General features: G+C 50.1%; 18 protein-coding genes and 2 other annotated features. Of the genes, 5 read left to right on the forward strand and 13 right to left on the reverse strand.

What is annotated here, in order from left to right:
• The first annotated feature begins 238 nt into the window (after positions 1-238).
• Together AC3WRW_RS19940 and AC3WRW_RS19945 are read left to right on the forward strand one after the other, a co-directional pair.
• The gene (locus tag AC3WRW_RS19940; protein ID WP_492548050.1) at positions 239-4,408 is read left to right on the forward strand and encodes a GGDEF domain-containing protein; all 4,170 of its coding nucleotides are present in this window, start codon (positions 239-241) and stop codon (positions 4,406-4,408) included.
• A gap of 409 nt (positions 4,409-4,817) precedes the next feature.
• Positions 4,818-5,015 carry a hypothetical protein gene (locus AC3WRW_RS19945; protein ID WP_492548051.1) on the forward strand — a complete coding sequence of 66 codons (198 nt, stop codon included), beginning with the start codon at positions 4,818-4,820 and terminating at the stop codon, positions 5,013-5,015.
• A gap of 5 nt (positions 5,016-5,020) precedes the next feature.
• Here the strand turns inward: AC3WRW_RS19945 and AC3WRW_RS19950 are convergent, their stop codons facing one another.
• Entirely contained in the window at positions 5,021-5,719 is a 699-nt protein-coding gene (locus AC3WRW_RS19950) for a GNAT family N-acetyltransferase (RefSeq protein WP_492548052.1), read from the reverse strand.
• A 475-nt stretch (positions 5,720-6,194) separates the two neighbouring features.
• On the opposite strand from AC3WRW_RS19950, the gene AC3WRW_RS19955 reads away from it, so the two are divergent.
• Entirely contained in the window at positions 6,195-6,443 is a 249-nt protein-coding gene (locus AC3WRW_RS19955; RefSeq protein ID WP_492548053.1) for a hypothetical protein, read from the forward strand.
• Positions 6,430-6,813 (forward strand): type II toxin-antitoxin system VapC family toxin, encoded by a 384-nt coding sequence (locus tag AC3WRW_RS19960; RefSeq protein WP_492548054.1) that lies wholly within the window; start codon positions 6,430-6,432, stop codon positions 6,811-6,813. Before AC3WRW_RS19955 ends, AC3WRW_RS19960 begins: the two co-directional genes overlap by 14 nt.
• A gap of 112 nt (positions 6,814-6,925) precedes the next feature.
• Here AC3WRW_RS19960 and groL read toward each other — a convergent pair whose 3' ends face one another.
• The 9 genes from groL to AC3WRW_RS20005 form a co-directional block, all read right to left on the reverse strand.
• Entirely contained in the window at positions 6,926-8,554 is a 1,629-nt protein-coding gene (gene groL, locus AC3WRW_RS19965; RefSeq protein WP_127457281.1) for a chaperonin GroEL, read from the reverse strand.
• A 97-nt stretch (positions 8,555-8,651) separates the two neighbouring features.
• Entirely contained in the window at positions 8,652-8,933 is a 282-nt protein-coding gene (gene groES / locus AC3WRW_RS19970; protein WP_028553854.1) for a co-chaperone GroES, read from the reverse strand.
• Between the two features lie 229 nt (positions 8,934-9,162).
• A complete protein-coding gene (tatC, locus tag AC3WRW_RS19975) occupies positions 9,163-9,921 on the reverse strand; it encodes a twin-arginine translocase subunit TatC (protein WP_492548055.1) in 759 nt (252 codons plus the stop codon).
• A gap of 70 nt (positions 9,922-9,991) precedes the next feature.
• Positions 9,992-10,567, reverse strand: coding sequence for a twin-arginine translocase TatA/TatE family subunit (locus AC3WRW_RS19980; protein WP_492548056.1), 576 nt, complete (start codon positions 10,565-10,567; stop codon positions 9,992-9,994).
• A gap of 253 nt (positions 10,568-10,820) precedes the next feature.
• Complete coding sequence (locus AC3WRW_RS19985; RefSeq protein WP_492548057.1) at positions 10,821-11,834, reverse strand: molybdopterin-binding protein; 1,014 nt, start codon at positions 11,832-11,834, stop codon at positions 10,821-10,823.
• A gap of 31 nt (positions 11,835-11,865) precedes the next feature.
• Positions 11,866-12,357 carry a MogA/MoaB family molybdenum cofactor biosynthesis protein gene (locus AC3WRW_RS19990; protein WP_056608535.1) on the reverse strand — a complete coding sequence of 164 codons (492 nt, stop codon included), beginning with the start codon at positions 12,355-12,357 and terminating at the stop codon, positions 11,866-11,868.
• 103 nt (positions 12,358-12,460) lie between these two features.
• Positions 12,461-12,949 (reverse strand): cyclic pyranopterin monophosphate synthase MoaC, encoded by a 489-nt coding sequence (gene moaC / locus AC3WRW_RS19995; protein WP_281364281.1) that lies wholly within the window; start codon positions 12,947-12,949, stop codon positions 12,461-12,463.
• 16 nt (positions 12,950-12,965) lie between these two features.
• On the reverse strand, positions 12,966-13,592 hold the full coding sequence (locus tag AC3WRW_RS20000) for a 5-formyltetrahydrofolate cyclo-ligase (protein ID WP_492548058.1): 627 nt from the start codon (positions 13,590-13,592) through the stop codon (positions 12,966-12,968).
• 64 nt (positions 13,593-13,656) lie between these two features.
• Positions 13,657-14,487, reverse strand: coding sequence for an endonuclease/exonuclease/phosphatase family protein (locus AC3WRW_RS20005; protein ID WP_492548059.1), 831 nt, complete (start codon positions 14,485-14,487; stop codon positions 13,657-13,659).
• A gap of 145 nt (positions 14,488-14,632) precedes the next feature.
• On the opposite strand from AC3WRW_RS20005, the gene AC3WRW_RS20010 reads away from it, so the two are divergent.
• Positions 14,633-16,579: an ABC-F family ATP-binding cassette domain-containing protein gene (locus AC3WRW_RS20010; protein ID WP_492548060.1), complete on the forward strand. Its 1,947-nt coding sequence runs from the start codon at positions 14,633-14,635 to the stop codon at positions 16,577-16,579.
• 162 nt (positions 16,580-16,741) lie between these two features.
• On the opposite strand, the gene AC3WRW_RS20015 is transcribed toward AC3WRW_RS20010, so the two are convergent.
• The 3 genes from AC3WRW_RS20015 to tsaD form a co-directional block, all read right to left on the reverse strand.
• A complete protein-coding gene (locus AC3WRW_RS20015; RefSeq protein WP_492548061.1) occupies positions 16,742-19,138 on the reverse strand; it encodes a hypothetical protein in 2,397 nt (798 codons plus the stop codon).
• A gap of 365 nt (positions 19,139-19,503) precedes the next feature.
• Positions 19,504-21,069, reverse strand: a complete 1,566-nt coding sequence (locus AC3WRW_RS20020; protein WP_492548062.1) for a 2-isopropylmalate synthase — start codon at positions 21,067-21,069, stop codon at positions 19,504-19,506.
• A 505-nt stretch (positions 21,070-21,574) separates the two neighbouring features.
• Positions 21,575-21,829 (reverse strand) — a binding site (T-box leader).
• 37 nt (positions 21,830-21,866) lie between these two features.
• Positions 21,867-22,117 (reverse strand) — a binding site (T-box leader).
• 74 nt (positions 22,118-22,191) lie between these two features.
• Entirely contained in the window at positions 22,192-23,262 is a 1,071-nt protein-coding gene (gene tsaD / locus AC3WRW_RS20025) for a tRNA (adenosine(37)-N6)-threonylcarbamoyltransferase complex transferase subunit TsaD (RefSeq protein WP_492548063.1), read from the reverse strand.
• Between the last annotated feature and the right edge of the window lie 18 nt (positions 23,263-23,280).

Raw genomic sequence — 23,280 nt, forward strand, 5'->3', positions numbered from 1 at the left:
CAGGCTATCCTTACCCTAATAAGGCATGCTTCGCTCTGAAATTTCAGCATTTCGTCTCCCATTTGAGACTTATTTTTGTTACAATTGAGAAATCAGTCCACATAGATGGAACCATCCCATCCCTTGCATACAGAATCTTATACTTTAGAAGGAGGGGAGTAAGATAAATACTACACAACACAGCACCAATCCGGACACTCGACATCTTACTTACTCTCACACTTTTGAATATTCAGAAATGCATTTTAATCACAAGCTATGGCACTACTTTCACTATAAACAAATCGAAAGCCGTCTGATCGCTTGGGCGGAAGCGGCTAGGGGAGACTCTTTCCGTCAACCGGCAAGCTGGAATTTCGTTGAAGGCAATCTGGTTGTAAGGCTCCCTTCGTTACCCGAGGGCTTCGTCCCTTTTTCTCAATTAGACAATGAGCAGTTCAGCGACGAGGCCAAAGGAAAGCTGGTTATTTCATTATGTCAAGCGCTTTCAATCCTACATGATAAACAGTTCTACATGGGCTTTTTGCTTCCCGACATGCTGTTTTTTCACCCACAAACGCTAGCCGTTCTTCTTGATGTCCAACCATTCCCATCCGCCATTGAGTTTATCAATCACTTACTGCCGGATTATCCATACCGTTTATTTCCACGCTATGCGCGGAGATTTCTTTTATCGCGTGTCGCGGATTTTGAATCTGTTCATTTGCTGCTGGCATCCATGTACGATCCTGTACCTGCTGCTTTGCAGCCTCTATCCGAGCGGCTTCGTACGAATCCGGAAACCTTTTTTTTCGCAAGTGAGATCGTTGCTCTTCTTCGTGCCGCACTGCATCTTCCTGCTGAACCACAGCCGGATGCCGGTGCCCAAACAAGCGTAGAACTGCTTCACCCGGCAGCTTCGCCCATATCGCATGAACAGCAGGAGTATTTTCGCGTTTTTTTGAATGCCCATGAGGATCGGCTGCTAGGTCTCATCTGCGAAGATGAGGCTATTCGCTTCGATTTATACGCGCAGCACATTAATGAGGTCATTGAAAAGGGATATTACTGCAAAATCATCTCACAGGACCTGCCCTATTCGACCTTGCGCGAAGTCGTCTCAAGAACGCTGAATAGCGCTTACGGTATTCTGCCTGAATCTATAACCATGCTGCGCAATCTGGCCCGGAAGTTCGATCAACTGCTCAAAAAGCACTATGAAGGCGACGACATCCTCTATTTGCTGACAGAGTGGCTGCACCAGTTTTTCTCGTCGGTCATTCCGCTGTTCCCGATTCAAAAGTTTGTTTTCACCTTTGAAAACTGTGAGCACTTTGATGAGGATTCACAGCTCATCTTGCTGAATTACTGGAGAGAGCACGGCCATGAGCTGAAGTGTCTGCATTTCATTTTCAGCGGAAGCCGTGTGCCGGCCCAATTTGCGGAGGTATCCTTCCAAATACTTGAAATTCACCACTCCGATCCGGCCATTTACGAGCAATTGCTGGCCTCGCATTTCGGACGAGCGGATGAAGGTTTAGCCGGCGAACTGCAATCTTGGCTGCACGAACACCAAATTAACGCTAGCCACAGCGGTATCATTTTGGAGGAGCTTATTGCGTCCAACCGCATACAGCTCACGAGCAACGGATGGCAAAAAACAGCCGAATTTCATTTGGATCTAGAGACGCTGAACCCCCTTCGCTTGTTTGCGGGACGCATCGCTCTTTTGGACAAGAAGGAATTAGAGCTCTTGAGGCTCTTATGCTGTTTGCCAATGCCGATCAACTTGGTGTCGCTTTTTACCGCGAATCGGCTGGATTCAGGCAATATTCTGCTCTCGGTGACCAAGCTTGCAGAGATCGGACTTGTGCATGTCAGCCACAATGACTCTCTCTTTATTTCGAGTGATATCGCGAATTTAGTGCTGCGGCAGTTGTCTGAGCATGAGCTTGCGACATATTATCAAACCGCACTGAGATATCTTCATGGGTTTCGTCCGTTTGCGCTGCCTCAGCTCATTACACTGTCGTCTCAAGCCGGGGAATACAAGGTCGAATACTATTTGCTTTTAAAATATTACAGACAGATTCGCTCCCTGCTTTCCTACAGCCAAAAGGCCGAACTATTAGAGCGCATCAAGTATTTATACACGAAATTGGGAAGGCCCTATCTCATTTTCCTGGACCGCCTCCTCAGCCGATTGTACCACCTGCTTAATCAGTTCGAGCTGTCGGAACAACTGGCTGTGTCCGTCTTTGAACGGACAGGAACAATTTCCGACCGCTTCGGTTGGATGTTTATCCTCCTGCTTCAAAATGATTTGGACGTCTATCTGCTGCGCAAGGAGCTCTTCCCATTTATTTCGGACGAGAGCGAGCAGCTCGCGGATCGGGTACGGGCAGCATTTTTGCTCAATACCAGCAACCTCTGTTCTCCGCTGCACGATGAAGAAATGCATAGGCTGCATGTTTTTTATACCGAGGTTGTGTACCCCAAGCGGCATTTGCTTACCCTGCGGCATTTTGCTGAAATTACAAATTACTATACGATCAATATGCTGATGCATTTTCCGGAAACAGAGGAATGGGCCTTATCGATTGCAGCTAAGCTGGAGCCTCTTCTGGACTCCTCGCCGCATACCGATCTGATGCTGCGCCTTTACGATATCTACTCCTATCAAAGCAACAATAAGATCAGCAAGACGTATGTTTACCGTGGAATTGAAGGCGCCAAACGTTCCGGTTACACCATTAAAGAGCAAGTCGGACATCTGAATGCGATGGAACTCTCTTTGAATCAAGGCGATATCGCCAGTTACTTGTATCATAAAGAACGGGTTATGCAGGTTGATTCTCTAAGACGCAAGGATTTGGTGGAAAACTATTTGACCAATCAGCTTTTATATGCGCTCGAATGGGAAGAATGGCCGCTGTTCCAGCAGCTGGAAGCCAGCCTGATTGAGCAGCAGATTACGGATAGGAGCCGCTCCTTATTGACCGTATTTCAAGGCTATGCCGCCTTTCGCCAGCATCTGCCGGTTCATTTTACCGACTCTCTTGAGAATGAGAACCATGTTATTTTTCTGGAAGCACTGCGTCAAATACGTTTGGGCGATACCGGGCTAGCCTGCCAGCTCTTGGAGCAATTTATATCCAGAAACAACGCCGGCTTGTACGCTGGCTGGGCCTACCGGGAGTTGATTTCCCTCCTGCTGGAGCTTCGCTCGGAGAAATTGGAGGCATGGTTTAACCATTTTGAAGCCTATTTGAAACAATACGCCTTTGATGTCTTTTGGCCTGATTATTACCGGCTTTCGGCGGAAAAGTCCATGTGCGAGGGCGATATCCAACATACCATGCTGTATTTGCGGCGAGCTTTAAACGGCTATCAGATGATTCAAAAGGATACATGGCGTCCGCATCTGACTGCCTGTATGGAACGGGTGATTATGCCCGCCTACGCTCCGGTCTCCCCTGCCATTCTGCAGGATGATTATGTTCAGAAAATGATCGCCGACCGTGAACAATGGCTGCTGCTTTCCTTGGATCTGCAAATCATTATCGAGCTCAGCGAGCAAGTGACCGAAACGTTGGATCTTGCCACGACCATGCAAAGACTGACCAAAGCGCTCTTCGATTACTTTCCGGTCATTCAGCTTTCTATCACGTACAAACTGCTGCACTATAAGCAAAAAGTTTTCGTCACCGCCTCCGGATTGCGGGATCATGACGAATTGATTGCCTACCAAGCGCGAAGCGAAGATAGCTCTTCGCTCGCCTTTACGCTTTTTCAGCGGGGCGATCAAGCCATTACCCTGCAGGTTCATGTCGATGGCATGACCAAAACCAAGCAGCAGCATATGGAACACTTCCTGTCATTCATCAAACCGCACATCATCAACGTGCTTCTGCACCGGGAAATGGTCATCGATAACCTGACCGGTTTCTACTTGCGTGGCTATTTCATGGAGAAGCTGAGAGAAGAGTTCGAGCTTGCCAGCCGGTATCAGTTGGACCTGTCGGTCATCATGTTCGATGTCGACAATTTCCGCAGAGTCAACGAATTCGGACATCCCGAAGGAGACCGGGTACTGCGGGAAATCGCCGATATTTTCCGCTTTAATCTGAGGAAAAGCGACATTGCAGGCCGGTACGGCGGCGAGGAGCTTATTCTTATTTTACCGAAAACGGACGGCAAAGAAGCCCTTAAGATTGCTCATCAGCTGCGGGGCGAGATAGAGAAAGAGTTCGCCCACGGGCGTCCATACAAGACCACCGTCAGTGTGGGCGTATCTTCCCTGGAGCTGTGCAAGCCAAGCTCGATCGAGCAGCTGATCGAGCAGGCGGACACGGCCGAAATAACGGCGAAGCGCACCGGCAAGAATAAAGTGGTTGCGGCTTGGGAACTTGATCCCTCTATTTCCTAGGAAATCAGCTTATCCGCAAGGCTGTCCCAAAAGTAGAATTTACTACTTTGGAACAGCCTTTTTTATTGTACATCCTTGATGCAAACAAGCTATGCCCTTCTTAGATCATCTGCCCCGGCATAGAATGATTTATAAAGAAAATTTTATATTATAATCGTCAAATTTCAACATTCTTTGTAAAAATAAACCAGCATAATAGGTATAATTAACTATTCATAACAGGAGAATACTACTATGCCAAGTTACTATTTCAAAGAATTTTGGACCCCACTTAAATTAATTGGTATACGTTTTTATCGTGATGATGAATATGATATTTGGGTGAAATTGTGGAATCGACCAAAGCAGCTTCTAAAATAGAGTCAAGCAAATCCTGCAGCCGATGTAGATGGATATTGGGGGAATGACAATGAAAAAGAATAATGCTATTGCTTTAGCAATCATGCTTCTTTTTATTGCAGGAGCTGCAGGTATATTGAGCAGTTTTGATTGGGGAATAGAAAGTCCTGCCGCGGTCAATCAATCGAAAGGAAACGCGCAGGGCAAATTACTATATGGATTTATTTTTTATGAAGAAACGGCCTCGGACCTGTTTCAAGTGAAGTGAAATCTTCACACTAACGGAAGATGATGAGTTATGTATAATTCGTTTGTCTTCAATTCGAATCCCAACGAACAATAGAATTTATCAGCTATAGGATTATCCGTTTTGAGGACAAGGGTCTTATAATGCAATTTCGCTTCTTTCATTATTTCATCCATCAGTAAGCTTCCAATGCCAGAACCACGAAAATCCTTCGATACATACAAGCGGCGAACACGCCCAATTGTTCCCTCTTGTGAATAGGGGTCTTGAGTAAGCCCACAAATGCCAACGATTTGATTTTGAGCATACGCAACGAATAATGCTTCACCTTGCTTATCAAACCTGTTTATTCCAGCTTGATATTCATTAACCAAACGTTTCAAATGCCTGAAGCCTTCATGTTCGCTTTCTTCAACCAACTTATCTATTTCGCTGAGAACCAAACTTTCGTTTCTAGTAATCTTCACATTCTTCAACTTCGTTTGCTCCTTACGCGATCCCTCGTGTTTGTCTTTATAAGCGGCAATAATATAAATAAGTAACGAACAACATCCAGAAATGAATGTAAAAATAAAAGTGATGATTGACTTAAAATGGAACTTGCCATCACCAAGAACTCCAACCCTATTTGCTGTGGAATAGTTGTACGTATACAAACACATTATCACTGAAAATATGATTACTAGCGTTGAACCAACTAGACCAAAAATCACTTTTTTTCTCATTTGTTATGTACCAGCCTACTCTTAAAATAAAAAATTTCTTTATCATCCATCAAATGATTTGCCTCCAAATTAAGTTAACTGTATTCAGTGACAATATTCCATAATTGGGTTGATTATAACATTAAACTAGGGTACCGCTAGCTCCGCTGGTTATTTTTATTATCCTACAATTTGTCTATTCAGCAAACAATTATCTAATCTTAAGCCCGCATTAATCTTTGCCAGTTATTCTATAAGCAACCCCACTATTCACATATAGAGAATTGGACTTACAGCCCTAGAAAGCTGTAGGTCTAATTTTCATTTGCGGACTCAACGCCCCCTTATTCATACCACCAAAACAAAGAAAAAAGAGGCCTCCCACAAGTTCGATGAACTCATGAAAAACCTCTAGTATAGCTGGATATGACGGTAAGCTTGTCAATTGTGAGTTGGTGCGGATTACGTTATACTTAAACTAAGGATGGTGATAAGCATGGATTTCATCAGAAAAGTGACGAATAGTGATGCACTAAAGCATATTGTCGATCTCCCTGAAAGCCTCAGAAATCAAGATGTTGAATTAATTATTTTACCACTTGGTGACTATACTCATACAAAACAACCTTTCTCCTCTTCTTCCACCGCTAGAGGCGCACTGAAACAGTACGCCAATTTGGATTTGATCCAATATGAACAAGATGCCTGGGAAAAGGGTGTGCAAGAAAAACATGAACATCGTTGATGCAAATTTAATTTTACGTTATTTGCTTCAAGATGCTGCACAATTTTTAGATCAAGCCAAGGAAAAAATTGAGAACTACAATATTTTTATTCCAAATGAAGTCATTGCAGAAGTCGTGTATGTGTTGGAGAAGGTTTATAAGGTGGAACGAGTCCATATCTATGATTCCTTACAGAACTTACTCTTCTATGGCAACATAACAACTCATAATAGAAATATCTTAGTAGAAGCACTAAAGGTGTATAGCGAAATCAAAATCGATTTTGTTGACTCGCTTCTCTTTGCCTATTCAAAGATCGGTGGACATACCGTTTTCACTTTTGACAAGAAGCTTAACCAGTTGCTTGACGAACTGCGCAATGCATATTAAAAAGGCTTCTCACAGTTCATTCGAACTCGTGAGAAGCCTTTTTAAATTCAATGTGGTCAAATGACGTTTTCTAACTTGAGATTCCTTGCTACGCAAGGGATTTCAAGCTAGATTACATCATGCCGCCCATGCCACCCATGCCGCCCATATCAGGCATACCTGGTTTGTCTTTTTCTGGTTTATCAGCGATAACAGCCTCAGTAGTCAAGAACATAGCCGCTACGGATGCTGCGTTTTGAAGAGCGGAACGCGTTACTTTCGCAGGGTCAACGATACCAGCTTCAAACATGTTCACCCATTGGCCGGATGCTGCGTTGTAGCCGATGCCTACTTTTTCGTTTTTCAGGCGCTCAACAATTACGGAGCCTTCTTGACCAGCGTTAGCTGCGATTGTGCGAACTGGCTCTTCCAGCGAGCGCAGGATGATGTTAACGCCTGTTTGCTCGTCGCCGGAAGCTACTACTTTAGCTACTGCGTTGTATACGTTCACGAGAGCTGTACCACCACCGGAAACAATACCTTCTTCAACAGCTGCGCGAGTTGCGTTCAGAGCATCTTCGATGCGAAGCTTACGCTCTTTCAGCTCAGTTTCAGTAGCTGCGCCAACTTTGATTACCGCTACGCCGCCAGAAAGTTTAGCCAAACGCTCTTGCAGTTTTTCTTTATCGAAATCGGAAGTTGTTTCTTCCAATTGGGAACGAATTTGTGTAACGCGTGCAGCGATGTCTTTCGCGTCGCCGGCACCGTCAACGATGATTGTGTTTTCTTTGGTTACGCGGATTTGACGCGCGCTACCCAATTGCTCAGGACGCGTAGATTTCAGATCCAAACCAAGCTCTTCTGTAATCACTTGTCCGCCAGTCAAAGCAGCGATATCGCCAAGCATTGCTTTACGACGGTCACCGAAGCCAGGAGCTTTAACAGCTACGCAAGTGAATGTTCCACGAAGTCTGTTCACAACAAGCGTTGCTTGTGCTTCACCTTCAACATCTTCAGCGATGATCAGAAGTTGTTTGCCGGATTGAACCACTTTTTCAAGAACAGGCAAGATTTCTTGGATGTTCGAGATTTTTTTGTCAGTGATCAGGATGTATGGGTTGTCAAGGACAGCTTCCATTTTATCCGTGTCAGTGATCATGTAAGGGGAAGTGTAGCCACGGTCAAACTGCATACCTTCTACAACTTCAAGCTCCGTTAAGAAGCCTTTGGATTCTTCAACCGTGATAACGCCGTCTTTGCCTACTTTTTCCATAGCTTCAGCGATCAGTTCGCCTACTTCTTCGTCAGCAGCAGAGATTGCCGCAACTTGTGCGATGGATTGTTTGCCTTCGATCGGCTTAGCGATGGATTGAAGCTCTTCCACAGCCGCTTTAACAGCTTTCTCGATACCTTTGCGGATAACCATTGGGTTAGCGCCCGCAGTAACGTTTTTCAGACCTTCACGGATCATCGCTTGCGCTAGAACCGTTGCAGTTGTTGTACCGTCACCGGCAACATCGTTAGTTTTGGTAGCAACTTCTTTAACAAGTTGAGCCCCCATGTTTTCGAAAGCATCTTCAAGCTCGATTTCTTTCGCGATCGTCACACCGTCATTCGTGATGAGCGGGCTGCCGAATTTTTTCTCAAGTACAACGTTACGGCCTTTAGGACCAAGGGTTACTTTTACAGCGTTAGCCAAAGCATCTACCCCGCGAAGCATCGCGCGGCGTGCGTCTTCACTGAACTTAATATCTTTTGCCATGATTAGGAAACCTCCTCTTATTAAAAACGATACATAGTAAGTAGTAAAACGGAAAACCTAAGTAAACTAACGTATTGCCGATCTATATCCTGCTAAATTAGGCTAATACAGCGAGAATGTCGCTTTCGCGCAAGATCAACAGTTCGCGGCCTTCGTATTTCACTTCAGTTCCTGCGTATTTGGAGAAAATGATGCGGTCGCCTTCGCTAACTTCAAGCGGAACACGAACGCCATCTTTCAACGCGCCTGCGCCTACCGCTACAACTTTACCTTCTTGCGGTTTTTCTTTCGCTGTATCTGGCAGCACGATACCACTTGCTGTAGTCTCCTCTTTCGCAACGGCTTCAATGATAACTCGATCACCTAACGGTCTGATCATGGAAAAATAGCCTCCTTTAGAAAATTGGTAATGGTGTTTTCGGGGTTATTAGCACTCGAATGTGTTTAGTGCTAACAACAACTCTTATGATACTCATTCTGGGAGTAATTTGCAAGTCCTTTTACACATTTTTCGTACTTTTGAACACCCCCCTCATTCTACCCAAAAGAAAAACAAATATTCCCTGTTTAAAAAGAAAACAGCCTGCGCATCCGAGCAGACTGTTTTTCTATTTGGGACCGAATTCCCGCTCCCACTCTGCATCCTGCAGCAGTTGTTTGCGATAAATAAAGCGCGACATAAATACGCTGAATTCATACAAAATGATAAGCGGCACAGACACCAAGATTGCCGAAATGGCATCCGGCGGCGTAATGACCGTGGACAAAATAACGAGCAGCATGTACGCATATCTTCTAAACTTATGCAACCGTTTTGGATTCAGAAGCCTGATTTTCGTCAAAAACATCACGACAATCGGCATCTCAAACACAAGCGCAAGCGGAATGATAATGTTGAACATAAACGCAAAATATTGCGCCGCACCGTACATCTCCGTAATTTCAAGACTGTGGCTAATGGAGGAAGTAAAGTAGAAGGCCATCGGAAAAACAACCCAATATCCGAAAGACAAACCCGCTAAAAAAAGCAAAAATGCATAGGGAATATAAATAATCGAAGCTTTCTGCTCCGTCTCCCGCAGCCCTGGCTTAACAAAAGCCCATATATGATACAGCGTAACCGGCAATGTGATGAGAATACCGACGGCTAAACCGAAATTCATATATAAACGCAAAGCGTCCCATGGTGAAAAAACGTTCCAACCGATCCCGTTTGCCGGCGGAATATTTTTGAGGTATCGAATGATGGGCTTCGCGCAAATTAATCCACCTACCATACCAATGACCAAGAAAACTAAAATCCACATGATCCGTTTGCGCAGCTCGCCAAGGTGCTCCACGAGCGACATTTCTTCATTTGTTGACATATTTCACCAACCTGATCCAGTGAATCAAGCCTATAAAGGCTGACCCACTTGTTATGCTAAAATAAAACAGCTAGTCCGGCAGACGCCGCGAATTGCTTGGCTGAGTTGCTGCCGACGCGGCAGACGACGCGGCTACCGGAGCGGCAGGCGCCGATGGCTTGGCGCCTGCCGGTGCAGCAGAAGAAGCTGCGGATGCATCGGTCTCCGCCAATGCTGGCGCGCTTGAGACGAACAGCACAGCCGGTTTTGGTGCTGCGGCAGTATCAGGCGCTGCAGCAGCAACTGAAGGCGCCGAGGCACCTGGCGCTGCGACAACTGCCGCAGGCGTCGGAGCTGCCGGGTCTGCCGCGGAAGCTCCTGGCTCCGGAGCTGCGGCCGGAACGGCCAGCCGCTCCGTGCTTGCATCCACGGCCGGCGAGGCGCTTGCAGCTTGCTCGACAGCTTGCGGCGCTGGCGCAGCAGCCAGAGCCTGCGGCGCTTTCGCCTGCGGCGGCTCATCGCTCATAAGCTCGCTCGCAGCTTTCTTGAAATCCCTGATCGTGCGCCCCAGCACACGGCCAATCTCGGGGAGCTTCTGGGGCCCGAATAAGACAAGTGCAACGATAGCAATTAATAATAGCTCGCTGAAGCCGATATTTTGGAACATGTCTTTCAACTCCATCATGTATTGCTTTACACATCTCACAAACAATTAACAGGAAAATGTCCGCTAATTTGTTCTCAAAAACCAGATTAACGCCATTAGCCGGAATTCCTCCCGTTAAATGAGGGATATCCTCCGAAAATAGCCAAAACCTTATAAATTAACGGTAGATTTTCCCGCTAATTCGCATTTATCGCGACAATGGCTCCATTTAGCGGGAATTATTCCCGTTAAACGATAAATCTCGCACACACAGCTAACATTGATAAAACCCGCCATACCCCATCTCCGTAATGTCGCTGCGCACAATCGTCTCGCCCGCGCATATGCGCGGCAGCAGCACATCAAAGGACGTGTACGGGTCATGCATCACGCAGCCCGGCAAGCCCATGATCGGCACATCGCCCAGATAGGCGATCATCAGCATCGAGCCCGGCAGCATCGGCGTGCCGTAGCTGACCACGCGGGCACCGGCCTGCTTGATCGCGCCCGGCGTGCGGTCGTCCGGGTCCACGGACATGCCGCCCGTGACCAAGATCAGATCCACGTCCTGCGCAAGCAGCGCGTGGATCTCACCCACAATCGCTTCGCTGTCGTCGTCGGCGAAGCGCTGATCCACCACCTCGGAGCCGAGCTGCGCGACCTTCTCTTTCACCACCGGGCCGAATTTGTCCTGAATTCGGCCCTTGAACACCTCGCTGCCCGTCGTCACGACGCCTACGCGCAGCTTGCGAAATGGCTTCACCTCAAGCAAGGTGAAGCCCTCTGCACGTCGAGCGGCGGCCAGACGCTCGACCTCCGCGACCTTCGCTTCGTCCACAATCAGCGGGATCACCCGCGTGCCGACCAGCGAAGCGCCTTCTTTGACGACGGTGCCTCCGCGTACCGTCGACATCACAACCTCGTCGATCGCGTTCACGCTGTCGACGAAGGTTTTATCAATTCGGACCAAGCCGTGAATCGGCGACTTCACATTGACTTTGCCTTCATGCGGCTCCGTAAGCTTGAGTCCGTCGCCAGCGATGGCTCTGGCCATGCGCAGGGCGGCCTCGTCCTCATGCAAATAGCCGGGCTGAAGCTCCATCGCATAGATATGCTCTTTGCCGATGCTGAGCAGCGCCGGAATATCAGCCTCCGTCACTTGGTGGCCTTTGCGGAACAATCGCCCTTTGAACTCGCCGGGCAAAATCTGCGTAAGATCATGAGGCAGAATCATACCGACCGCATCCTCAACCTTCACTTCACGCAGCATCGCATCCATTTTGCTCATGCTCCATCACCTTCTTGCTTGACCCGAATATTCACCCGTGGTCACCTTCTTTGCCTGTCAGAATGCCCAGCGCATGCGGAAGCTGATCGATAATCGCCATCAGATTTTCCTGTACGCCTTTGGGACTGCCCGGCAAATTAATAATCAACGTGCGTCCGCGAATACCGGATACCGCTCTGGACAGCATCGCTTTCTTCGTTTTCTGCATCGAAATCATCCGCATCGCCTCTGCAAAGCCAGGAGCAACCCGGTCAATGACATTGAGCGTCGCTTCCGGCGTCACATCGCGGGGAGCCAGTCCGGTCCCGCCCGTCGTTAAGATCAGATCGGCCTGATAATAATCCGTCATTTCTATTAATGAAGCCATAATTTCGTCCATCTCGTCCGGCACAACCCGGTACTCGATGATCTCGCCTTGAATCTCTTCTTCAATAAGCTCGCGGATTACCTGAGCGCTAGTGTCCTCTCGTTCTCCTCGGTAACCGCGGTCACTGGCTGTCAAAATCGCAACTTTCCAGTGCATCCTTCGTCACCTCTCCCTTGTTAACTGAATGAGATAACCCCTACTACTGAATGAACGTCGACTTTCTCTATACGCAAACCCAGTCGTTTAAGTCGCGCTGCCATCAACTATCCTGTCTGTGAAAATCCCCGTTTGTACCGCCTGTTTTCATGACTAACAGCGTGGAGCTAATGATCATATCCTTCTCTGCGGCTTTACACATGTCGTAGACGGTTAGCGCGGCGGCGGATACGGCCGTCAATGCTTCCATTTCAACGCCTGTCGGCCCCGTCGTCCTTACAGTTGCTTCTATGTAGAGTTCATTGCTGCCATTATCGGCAAACTGAATGTCAACGCCCGATAATGCAATCGGATGGCACATCGGAATCCAGTCTGACGTTTTTTTGGCAGCCATGATGCCAGCCACCTGCGCGACAGCGAGGACGTCGCCTTTTTTCATTTTACCCTGTTTGATCAAGGCAAGCGTCTCGCTTTTCATAAGTAAAGTAGAACGAGCTGTCGCCGTGCGTTTCGTTTCCGTCTTGTCTGAAATGTCGACCATGCGGGCTCGTCCCTGCTCGTTAAAATGCGTTAATGGAGAGGAATCGGGCAAATCTCTCACCTCTGTTTTATGTTTCTGATCTAAACACCATCTTGCTCTCGGTGACTATGCCGTCAACCCGGAAATCATGCCAGGAAGATGGCACCGCAGGAATCAACTGCTTATCAAAAGCCGCTGCAACCGCAAACGGCCTCACCAAGCCGCGCGCAGCAAACAACTGCATGAACCTGTCATAGAAACCGCCGCCATAGCCGAGTCTTCCGAAATCCATGTCAAAAGCAAGCCCCGGCACCAAAATCAGCGAAATGGTGGACAAATCATGCTCGATCGGCACAACGTCGTGCGGCTCTCTAATGCCCCATGCTCCGCTCTCCAAATCTTCATAGGCGCGAATGATATGCAAATTCATCGTTTTCGTATCTGCTACAACCTTCGGCACAAGCACACGAATTCCCTGCTGCCAGCACCATTCCATCAGAGGGGCAACGTCCGGCTCGGACCGGAATGGCATATACGTCATTATTGTAGGGGGAACGGACGCTTCCTGACCAGTGCCAAGAAGTCTGTCTGAACAAAGCTTCGTCATTCGCTCATGAATGCGCAGCTGCTTCTCTTCCCGTTCTTCCGCTGTGATGGAGGAGCGCAGCTCTTCCATTTCCTTGCGCAGTTCAATTTTTCGCTCTCGGATGTTCATACTGGCTCAGCCCTTCCCTAACAAGGAGTGGTTTCCCCCATTTTAACATAAACAAAGAAAAAAACTATACTCGGGCTGGCGACCCCAGCGGAATCCGCGTCATGACGGGAAAATGATCCGAAAATATCGTCGGAACCGTCCATGCCGAACCCGTGTTTGTCACATTTGTAAAAACATAATCGATCCTTTGACCGCTGGCAAAAGTCCCCTTTGCATCCTTCCGCAGGGGCACGTCGACCAGTCCCATCCCGTTCATTTTTACAGGAAACGCATCCTCTTCCATATTAAAATCGCCGGCAACGACGAGCGGTTCTTCCTTATTATCCGCCAAAAGCTGCGAGATGCGCGTAAGCTGCAGCCTTCGATCCTCTTGCGACAGGCCTAAGTGGGTCGTTGCAAGGCGAACCTGCTCGGAACCGATCCGTACGGTAGCCATTAGCAGACTTCTTGTTTCCTTGCTCCCCGGCAGAAGCGTCCAGCTGCTGTCCACGATCGGATAACGGCTCAGAAGCGCATTGCCATATTGCCCTACACGATAGGTTAAACTAGGACTGTAACGCATATTCATCCCCAGCATATCAGCCAGTTCTTGGGCTTGATCCGCGAATCCGCTGCGCAAACGGTAACGGTCCACTTCCTGAAGGGCGATGATGTCGGCATTTTCATGCTGAAGAAGCTCGGCAATCCGTTTGATATCGACTTTCCCGTCCAGCCCTTCGCCGTGGTGCATGTTCAGCGTGATCATTGTGAATGAGGCCGGTGCCCCTAAAGTAGAAGCAGCAGCAGTTGTCAATTGACCTTTACCCCAACCGTTGATTGGCTCCACAAGCATGACAGAAAGGAGAACCAACAAACCCATATACCTGCCAAGCCGCAAAAGAAAAAGCTTAAGCACCTTCCCTCACCCCCTTCGTCTATGCAAAATTAAGCATACGACGTACTCACGCATGGTGTATACTAGTGAATTGATGGGATTATAGGCAGTCCGGTCATGCGGGCTTGCGCAGGTTCTTTCATTAATAAGCAGGAGGCATCGGCAAATGCTATTACAAGTTTCAAACCTATCCAAAAGCTATGGGGTACGCTCCGTACTCTCCAATATAACGCTTCAAATCGAAGATAAGGAACGCATCGGTTTAGTCGGTGTCAACGGCGCCGGGAAATCGACCTTGCTCCAAATCATTGCCGGGGAAATGTCCTATGACAGCGGCGACATTTTCAAAGCGAAAGAGACGAAAATCGGCTATTTAAAGCAAAATAGCGGACTCCAAACGGAAAAGTCCATCTGGAACGAGCTGCTTAGCGTGTTTAGCTCCTTGCTGGAGACCGAGAGAGAACTGCGTGAGCTGGAAGCCATGATGGCAGACCCTTCGTTGATCGAGGATGAAAAAAAGTACGAGTCCACGATGAACCGGTACGCGGGGCGCTCCGAATATTTCCGTGAGCAGGGCGGCTACGAAATCGAAGCCAAAATTCGGGGCATCCTCCACGGGATGGGCTTCGGCCAATTTCCGCCGGACACCCTCGTGCAAACATTGAGCGGCGGTCAGAAAACAAGGCTGGCCCTGGCCAAAATGCTGCTCGAAGAGCCCGACCTGCTTATGCTGGATGAGCCGACGAACCATTTGGACATCCCGACGCTGACCTGGCTCGAAGGCTATTTGCGGGGCTATCCGGGCGCTATTCTGGTTGTGTCCCATGACCGTTTCTTCCTTGACGCGTTAGTAACGTCGATCTATGAGATTGAACGGCATGCATCCAAGCGGTACACCGGCAACTATTCCCGGTTCATCGAGATCAAGGAAGCCAACTATGAGATCGAAATGAAGCAGTTTGAAAAGCAGCAGGAAGAAATCGCGAAGCTGGAAGATTTCGTGCAGCGCAACATCGTGCGGGCATCTACGACCAAAAGAGCGCAGAGCCGCCGCAAGCAGCTTGAAAAAATGGATCGTCTCGACAAGCCGATGGGCGATTTAAAGCGGGCATCGTTTTCTTTTGAGATTGAGCAGACGTCCGGAAAAGAAGTTCTCCAAGTCGACCGTCTGGCGATTTCATACGATGGCCATAACCGGCTGCTGGACGGTGTCTCGTTCCAACTTCGCCGCTCGGAAACGGCTGCCCTGATCGGCCCCAACGGGGTCGGGAAATCGACGCTGCTCAAAACATTGATCGGCCAGCACAAACAAGACGCCGGCACCTTCAAATGGGGTACTGGCGTCACCATTGGGTATTACGATCAAGAGCAGACGGGGCTCACCCCGTCCAACAGCGTGCTGGAGGAAGTGTGGAACACCTATCCGCATCTGGAGGAAGCCCGCATTCGCACCGTGCTCGGGAACTTCTTGTTCAGCGGCGAAGAAGTGTTCAAGAAAGTCTCCTCCTTAAGCGGCGGCGAGAAAGCCCGCGTGGCTTTGGCCAAGCTCATGCTGCAGAAAGCGAATGTGCTCATCCTCGATGAGCCTACCAACCATCTGGATCTGTACAGTAAAGAAGTGCTGGAATCAGCTTTGATGGATTACGAGGGAACCCTCCTCTTCATCTCCCATGACCGCTACTTCCTGAATAAAATGGCCGAGAGCATGCTCGATCTGCAAAAAGACGGGCTCACCTCCTATCTCGGCAACTATGACGACTACTTGGAGAAAAAGGCCGAGCTCGCCGAAATCGAGTCCAAGCGCCTGGCCAAGGAAGCGGAGAAAAAATCCGCAAGCAGCTCCGGGGCAGGGAAAAATGAATTCGCCGGCAGCGGCGGGTATGAAGCGGACAAGCTGGCGAAGCGCGAAGAGCGCAGCCGCCAGCGCAAGCTGGAGCAGCTCGAGCTCGACATCGCCCGGCTGGAAGACGAAGTCTCCGCCCTGGAGGCGGAGCTCGCCGATCCTGACGTGTACAACAACTACGTCCTCGTTCAGGAGAAGACGGCCGAGGTGGACAAGCGGAAGAGCACGCTTGCTGCTTGTTATGAGGAGTGGGAAACACTCCTCGCGTAGCGCGGGGAAGCTTACAAAGCTTGGATTACAAAATGCGAGAGGCTTCTGTGTGGGAAATAAGGGGGAAATTCCCTCTAATTTTGCTGCAGAGGCTTGTCAGATCCTTTTATTTCACTATAAAATCATCTTTCGAGCAATTTAGAGGGCGGTTTTCCAGTTTACTTACTCCGCCTCGGCATATGAAAGCTCCCGCAGCCGCAGAAGCAGCATAGGAACCGCGACGAAAACGATCAGCGTCGCCGCCGCGACAATGCCGGAGTCATTCAGCAGCAGCGCGGCTATGGCTCCGATCATATTGGCGGAAAACCCGTACATCCAGTACGGGTTTTTTTGCTGCCATACGCGCAGACGGCCGCGCGGGCGGAGCACAAGCACGGTCATCACGAAGAGGCTCGTGATGAGCACTTTGCTCCAAACGGATGCACGAAGCAAATGCACGTTCATCCGCAGTTTCCGAACGATCAGATGTCCGATCTGATCGAACTGCCCGGCGCGCAGCGCGTGAAACGCGCGCCCGACATGGCTCTCCCGCGCGAACGCCGCGGGAGAATCGGCGCTGTTGAGCAGCCACAGCGCCCCTACGCCCAGCGCGAGCAGCGCCGCCAGCAGGGCCGAGCCCCTGCCTAGGCGCAGCTCGCGCCAGCGAACGCCGGCGAAGCACTGCGCGCCGGCCACGCCGAAGGCGACCGCGGCGCTCAGAGCGCCGCCCGCGTTCGCCCCGAGTGACGGTGCCGCCAGGCACGCCGTCACGAGCAAGAACGCTGCGCCTACGGCTGCCGGCGCAACGCGGCCTGGAGCCCCTGCTGCTGCTACGCCGGCAGCAGCAGCGGCAAACCGGCGCTGCAAAGCCGCCGTAGTGCCGAGCACAAGGGCGCCGATCAGGACGCCCATGTACTCATTGCCGATGCCGTAGTAGCGCGCGCCAATCATCGGATCATAGCCGAGCACCGAATGCTTCATCGCATGCGCCCCGGTGCAAGTGTCCAGCATAATGACCGCTGCCGTCCCTACCCCGAGCCAAATCATCGTCTTCGTTTGGCTCCATGTTTCCAGTAACCAGGCAAGGGACAGGCTGGACACGACGAACGCGATCACTTGCACGATAATCGCTCCCGCGATCCCCAGCCGGTCTGTCAAAGGAGCAGCCAGCCAGCCCATCATCAGCATAACGACAGGTGCGGTCAGAAGCGACAGCAGCAAAGTCCTTATAACTTTGGTCGACCGGTGAGCTGTCTGGCCCCAGCCTGTCCAGGCTGATCCCCTTCTCTTCCTCCACATAACATAGAGCAAACTTACCAGCAGAACAGCCATCTCGTAAGTCGCAAAAGGATATAGCAAGTAAGGTCTGCTGCGATAAATCATCTGCATGCTGCTCTGATCTTGAAGCAGCGCTGCCAGCCCATCAATCACTTTAAACGATGTTAACGGGATGCCCACAAGCCCAATGGGAATTGGAATTTTGAACTCGCCCAGCAGCGTGCTCGTGAAATCTTGAAAGGTCACAACGCCATTCCTCCGGGTAGATTCCGAGACGAGGAGCTCCCCTGTGCTGCCAACTGTATAATGAAGGATCGGCGACAAGTATAATTTGGCTCTGGCTGCTTCCCCGTTGACCTCCGGCGAGAATATCCACAGGCTGTCCCGCTCAGGGTGCATTTCCTTCATGATCTGTCCCAGCCATTGATCCATTTCTCTCAGCACGATGCCTTTTATCTCATTAAACCGATCTTGGTCGTAATGCGTTCGTTCACTGTACAGTCTGTACAAATCGCCCCATTCAATTAGCGTGATGCTTGGCTGCCGCCTTTTTTCCCATAACGAGGTTAAATGAGCATAATCGGTACTCGTCCCATACGGTCTATCTACTTTGGCAGTCGCAGCATCGTCACCGAGCGCCCCGTTATCCACTAGGCCATGGGAGTCCATTAGCATAAGCGGAGCATAGCGCCGCAATTGCTTTTGTTCCAGGTGCGATCCTCCGCCTAAATCACTGCTCCCGAACACAGAGCGATGAATCCCGTACATGTTCAGCAAATCCCCCAGCACACCGACGCCGTAAGCCTGCTCTTTGTTAAGCCGCTTGATCATCGCCAAATCGGGAACAAGCAAAACGTCTTCCTCCAGAGGACTAGTCCGATTCCCATCGGGAAGCCCCGTATACCGGTTCATTAGCACCGACGCGGGAACACCATGCCTTGTTTCCTTTGCAGCAAAAGCTTGCGCCTCCGTACCCCCTGCAGCAGGTTCGCCTGATCCTAACGATGCATACACGTCCCGCATTGAACGATTGACTGTACGAATATTCATCGCGCCAACAGCGCCAGTCTCCGTTAATCGCTTAAAATGGGGCAGCCCCGCCAATTGTTCAGGCCGCAGCTCCAAAAACGAAAGACCCGGTATCGAAACGACGGTGACCTGTTTAACTGTTTCTGGTCTTTCTACATTTTCCGCATTGTGGATGATTGGGTCACTAAAAGCCCCTGCAGTTCCCAAACTTGTGGACAACTGCAAAATTAATCCAAAGATACCCACAACCCAGAGCGATTTTCTTAGCTTCATGGGTATTCTCCTGCTGTTTTTGCTTTTAGCATTTTCATCCAGAGGAGAAAGTATCCACTGCTTGATTGTTCCGAAAATTTAAATCGAGCTTCCCAGCGCCTATTTTTCCTTTGCACCGTGTTATCCACAAAAAAAAGAGAGGCGAAACCCGCCCCTCCTCACACTTTCCACCTGTTTTCCACATTCTTATCCACATTATCCACAAAATCGTATTAAAAAGTTATTCTACATTTTGAGCTCTAAAAAAGGTTGATCTACGGGGAATTCTTAAAGTTATGCACATTATACACAGGGTGTGTGTATAACTTTGTTCACAAGTTGTGTATATAACTAAGTTTTCTCACAATTCGCGTAGATTCTCTCCATTAAGAGGCAGTCGTTGCTTCGGCGGACGTTACAGGACGGCCCTGCATACGAATCGCTTGGTTGCATGCCGAGATGAAAGCTTTCGCCACCGCGATCAGCACATCTTGGTCGATGCCGGTATTTTTATAGGTTTGCCCGTCTACCGCGATGGTGACCTCAGCTTCACCGGTTGCTTTTTCACCTGTCGATAAGGAATGCAGCTCCAGATCAGCGAAATCCACATCCATCGGGATCGCCTGCCGCAGACTTTGAATGATCGCCTCGATAGGCCCTTCGCCTGTGCCTGAGTAGACATTTTCGACGCCTGTCTGGTTGTCCCGTACGGCCACTGAAGCGACCCGGTTGCGGTCACTGCTGGAAACGACCTGCACATGCATCAGCGTGAAAGGCTCCATTTGCCCTTCAACTGTCGTGCCTACAAGTTCCAGAAGCTGATCGTCGGTCACCATTTTTTGCTCATCGGCTTTTTCCTTGAACTTGGTGTACAGCGTATCAAGCTCTTCTCCTGTAAGCTCAATGCCAAACTGCCCTACGCGATGCTTCAGCGCATGCCGCCCGGAGTGTTTGCCCAGAATGATCATAGAGCGCGGAATTCCCAGTTTCTCCGGGTCCATAATTTCATACGTGCTGCGATTTTTGAGCAAGCCGTCTTGATGAATGCCCGCTTCATGCTGGAACGCATTTCTTCCAACAATCGGCTTGTTGTACGCAATCGGGAAGCCCATGATCCGGCTGACCATTTTGGATGTGTTGAAAATTTCGCTGGACACAATCCCGGTTTCCACGCCCATCGTTTGCTTACGCGTCTCAATCGCCATCACCAGCTCTTCCAGTGAACAGTTTCCTGCTCGCTCCCCGACCCCGTTCACCGTTACCTCAACATGAGTAACGCCTGCTGCAATAGCCGCAAGGCTGTTCGCCACGGCAAGGCCCAGATCGTTGTGGCAATGCGCACTGTACTCGACCGTATCGCCGCCTCTTACACTTTGGCGCACTCTGCGGAACATCGCGCCGTATTCTTCCGGCAGCGCATAGCCGACCGTGTCCGGGATGTTCAAAATCGTAGCGCCCTCGGCGATAACCGCTTCAAGCACTTCAAACAAGAATTCGTCCCCGGTCCGGGTCGCATCCATCGGCGAGAATTCAATGTTGTGCACGAATTGCTTGGCATACGCGACCATACTGCGAGCCATCTCGACGACCTGCTGGCGGGATTTTCGAAGCTGGAAATCCAGATGGATGTCCGATGAGGACAAGAACATGTGAATGCGGCGTGAAGCGGCGTCCTGTGTAGCTTTTACCGCCGCGTCAATATCGGCCTTCATTGCGCGGGCAAATCCGCAAATCTCTACGCCATGGAGCTCGCGCGATATTTGCTGCACCGCATGGAAATCGCCGGGACTCGAAATCGGGAAGCCAGGCTCGATCGTGTCTACGCCCATTTTCGCCAGCTGTCTGGCGATTCTGATTTTCTCTTCCGGGTACAGGGATGCTCCTGGCGCCTGTTCGCCGTCTCTCAGTGTCGTATCAAAAATGCGAATGCGTCGGTTTGTGTTATTTTCCATGGTTCAATTCCTCCTCGAATTAGGGCCGCTTTATGTGGGCCGGTGATGGTAATGGTTGATCCTGTTGGTTATTGGTTATTGGTTATTGGTTACTGGTTACTAGTTGTTGGTTACTAGTTGTTGGTTACTAGTTGTTGGTTATTGGTTGCTGGTTGCTGGTTACTGGTTACTGGTTACTGGTTACTGGTTACTGGTTACTGGTTACTGGTTACTGGTTACTGGTTGCTGGTCGCTGGCGCCAAATCTGCCGGAAGCAGCATTTTTAAGGGAACTCCATTCCGTTATTTAAGCGAAAACCCAGCGCTTCGGGCATTCGAGGGAACTACAGGGCTTTATTTCAGCCCAGTGGGCTAAATTTCCACCAAAATGGTGAAATAGAGGACCACAGTTCCCTCTCCCAAGCTCCAAGGGCTTTTTCCGCAGAAATAGCGCCCTGTAGTTCTCTTTCAATCGCAAAGTGGCGTCCCCACTCACCGCACAACACAAAAAGACCCGTCATCTCCACATAAGAGACGACGGGTCTTCACCCAGCGCGGTACCACTCTTGTTGACTCCACATGGGAGCCCACCTCAGACATAGCGGCTGCTATGTCACCCGATCACGGAGGTCATCCGTTCATCCCTAACAGCATTTGCAAAACTGCCGATCAGGATGACCGCTTCCAAGCGAGTTCGGGGCGTTCACGGTCTGCGTCGCATCAACCCGCAGCTTTCTGTACCGTTGAAATGAGCCCTTACTACTCTTGATCATTGCGTTTATTGTATATTCAAAAACCAAAAAGACCTGCCATCTCTATAAAAGAGACGACAGGTCTGAACCTTCCGCGGTACCACTCTAATTGATCCGAGCCGTTACGCCCGAAACCACTCATGTACCCGATCACGGGGGTCAACCGTCAAGACCTACTTGGGTGCTGGATCCTTGGCATCCTTATCAGCCTTACCGCTCCCGGGCGAGTTCTGGTCACGTTTCGTCTGTGCTTTCACCAAGCGCACAGCTCTCTGAGCGAAACTGAGGTTCCGTACTATTCCCGTTCGTTGCGTTTTAAAGTATTGATTGTGATTATAATATGCACATTTGGCAAAGTCAATACAGTTATCTGAACATTTATTTTTTTCAGTCTACCACTCTTCAAGCTTGAGCTGTGGCTCGGCTTTGAGCTCCATCGCGTCGAACTCCTGCTTGTCCCACTTGAGGAAAGCGGCTGCGCCTATCATCGCAGCGTTGTCCGTGCACAGGGCGTGCGGCGGCACCAGCAGCGGCACGCCCAGCTCCGCGCAGCGCTCAGCCAGCGCGCTGCGGAGCCCTTTGTTCGCGGCGACGCCGCCAGCGAGCAGGAGCTGTTTCGCGCCGTATTCACGCACGGCGCGACTAGCCTTCTCCACAAGCACGTCGATGACGGATGCTTGGAAGCCTTTGGCGATTTGCGCGGTTTGTACGGCCTCGCCGCGCATTTTGCTTTGGTTGACGACGTTCAGCACCGCGGATTTCAAGCCGCTGAAGCTGAAGTCGTAAGAGTCCGCCTCAAGCCACGAGCGAGGCAGCTTGATCTCGGATTCGGCCTCCTGCGCCAGCCGATCCACATGGGGGCCGCCCGGGTAAGGCAAGCCCATGGCCCGGGCGATTTTGTCGTACGCTTCGCCTGCTGCGTCGTCGCGCGTTCGCCCGATGATCCGGAATTTGCCCGGCTCTTCCAACAGAACAAGCTCCGTATGCCCGCCGGACACGACGAGGGAAATGAGCGGATATTCCAGCTCATGCACGAGCTGATTCGCGTAGATATGCCCCGCAATGTGGTGAACGCCGATCAGGGGCAGATCCAGCGCACAGGCGAGCGCTTTGCCCGCAACGACGCCAACCAACAAGGCCCCGATCAATCCGGGTCCCTCCGTTACGGCAATCGCGGACAGCTCCTGCAGCGAGATGCCCGCTTTGTCGACGGCTTCCTCCAGCATCCATGTAATCGACTCCACATGCTTCCGGGAAGCCACTTCAGGTACAACGCCGCCAAAGCGCTGATGCGTTTCGATCTGGCTCGAGATAACATTCGAGCGTATGATTTTTCCATTTTCGACAATGGCTACCGAGGTTTCGTCACAGCTTGTTTCAATCGCTAAAATATAGACCGGTTTAGCAGGCTTGGCCGCATTCGCTTCCGGCAATTCTCGTTGTTGTTCATCAAATCTAGTCACATTATTCACCTGCCGAAA

The organism is Paenibacillus sp. FW126-R14 (assembly GCF_058789495.1).

Excerpts from the sequence above, each read along its gene's own strand:
- AC3WRW_RS19940 (WP_492548050.1), top strand. The coding sequence starts at position 239 with ATGCATTTTAATCACAAGCTATGGCACTACTTTCACTATAAACAAATC.
- AC3WRW_RS19945 (WP_492548051.1), top strand. The coding sequence starts at position 4,818 with ATGAAAAAGAATAATGCTATTGCTTTAGCAATCATGCTTCTTTTTATT.
- AC3WRW_RS19950 (WP_492548052.1), bottom strand. The coding sequence starts at position 5,719 with ATGAGAAAAAAAGTGATTTTTGGTCTAGTTGGTTCAACGCTAGTAATC.
- AC3WRW_RS19955 (WP_492548053.1), top strand. The coding sequence starts at position 6,195 with ATGGATTTCATCAGAAAAGTGACGAATAGTGATGCACTAAAGCATATT.
- AC3WRW_RS19960 (WP_492548054.1), top strand. The coding sequence starts at position 6,430 with ATGAACATCGTTGATGCAAATTTAATTTTACGTTATTTGCTTCAAGAT.
- groL (WP_127457281.1), bottom strand. The coding sequence starts at position 8,554 with ATGGCAAAAGATATTAAGTTCAGTGAAGACGCACGCCGCGCGATGCTT.
- groES (WP_028553854.1), bottom strand. The coding sequence starts at position 8,933 with ATGATCAGACCGTTAGGTGATCGAGTTATCATTGAAGCCGTTGCGAAA.
- tatC (WP_492548055.1), bottom strand. The coding sequence starts at position 9,921 with ATGTCAACAAATGAAGAAATGTCGCTCGTGGAGCACCTTGGCGAGCTG.
- AC3WRW_RS19980 (WP_492548056.1), bottom strand. The coding sequence starts at position 10,567 with ATGTTCCAAAATATCGGCTTCAGCGAGCTATTATTAATTGCTATCGTT.
- AC3WRW_RS19985 (WP_492548057.1), bottom strand. The coding sequence starts at position 11,834 with ATGAGCAAAATGGATGCGATGCTGCGTGAAGTGAAGGTTGAGGATGCG.
- AC3WRW_RS19990 (WP_056608535.1), bottom strand. The coding sequence starts at position 12,357 with ATGCACTGGAAAGTTGCGATTTTGACAGCCAGTGACCGCGGTTACCGA.
- AC3WRW_RS20000 (WP_492548058.1), bottom strand. The coding sequence starts at position 13,592 with ATGAACATCCGAGAGCGAAAAATTGAACTGCGCAAGGAAATGGAAGAG.
- AC3WRW_RS20010 (WP_492548060.1), top strand. The coding sequence starts at position 14,633 with ATGCTATTACAAGTTTCAAACCTATCCAAAAGCTATGGGGTACGCTCC.
- AC3WRW_RS20015 (WP_492548061.1), bottom strand. The coding sequence starts at position 19,138 with ATGAAGCTAAGAAAATCGCTCTGGGTTGTGGGTATCTTTGGATTAATT.
- AC3WRW_RS20020 (WP_492548062.1), bottom strand. The coding sequence starts at position 21,069 with ATGGAAAATAACACAAACCGACGCATTCGCATTTTTGATACGACACTG.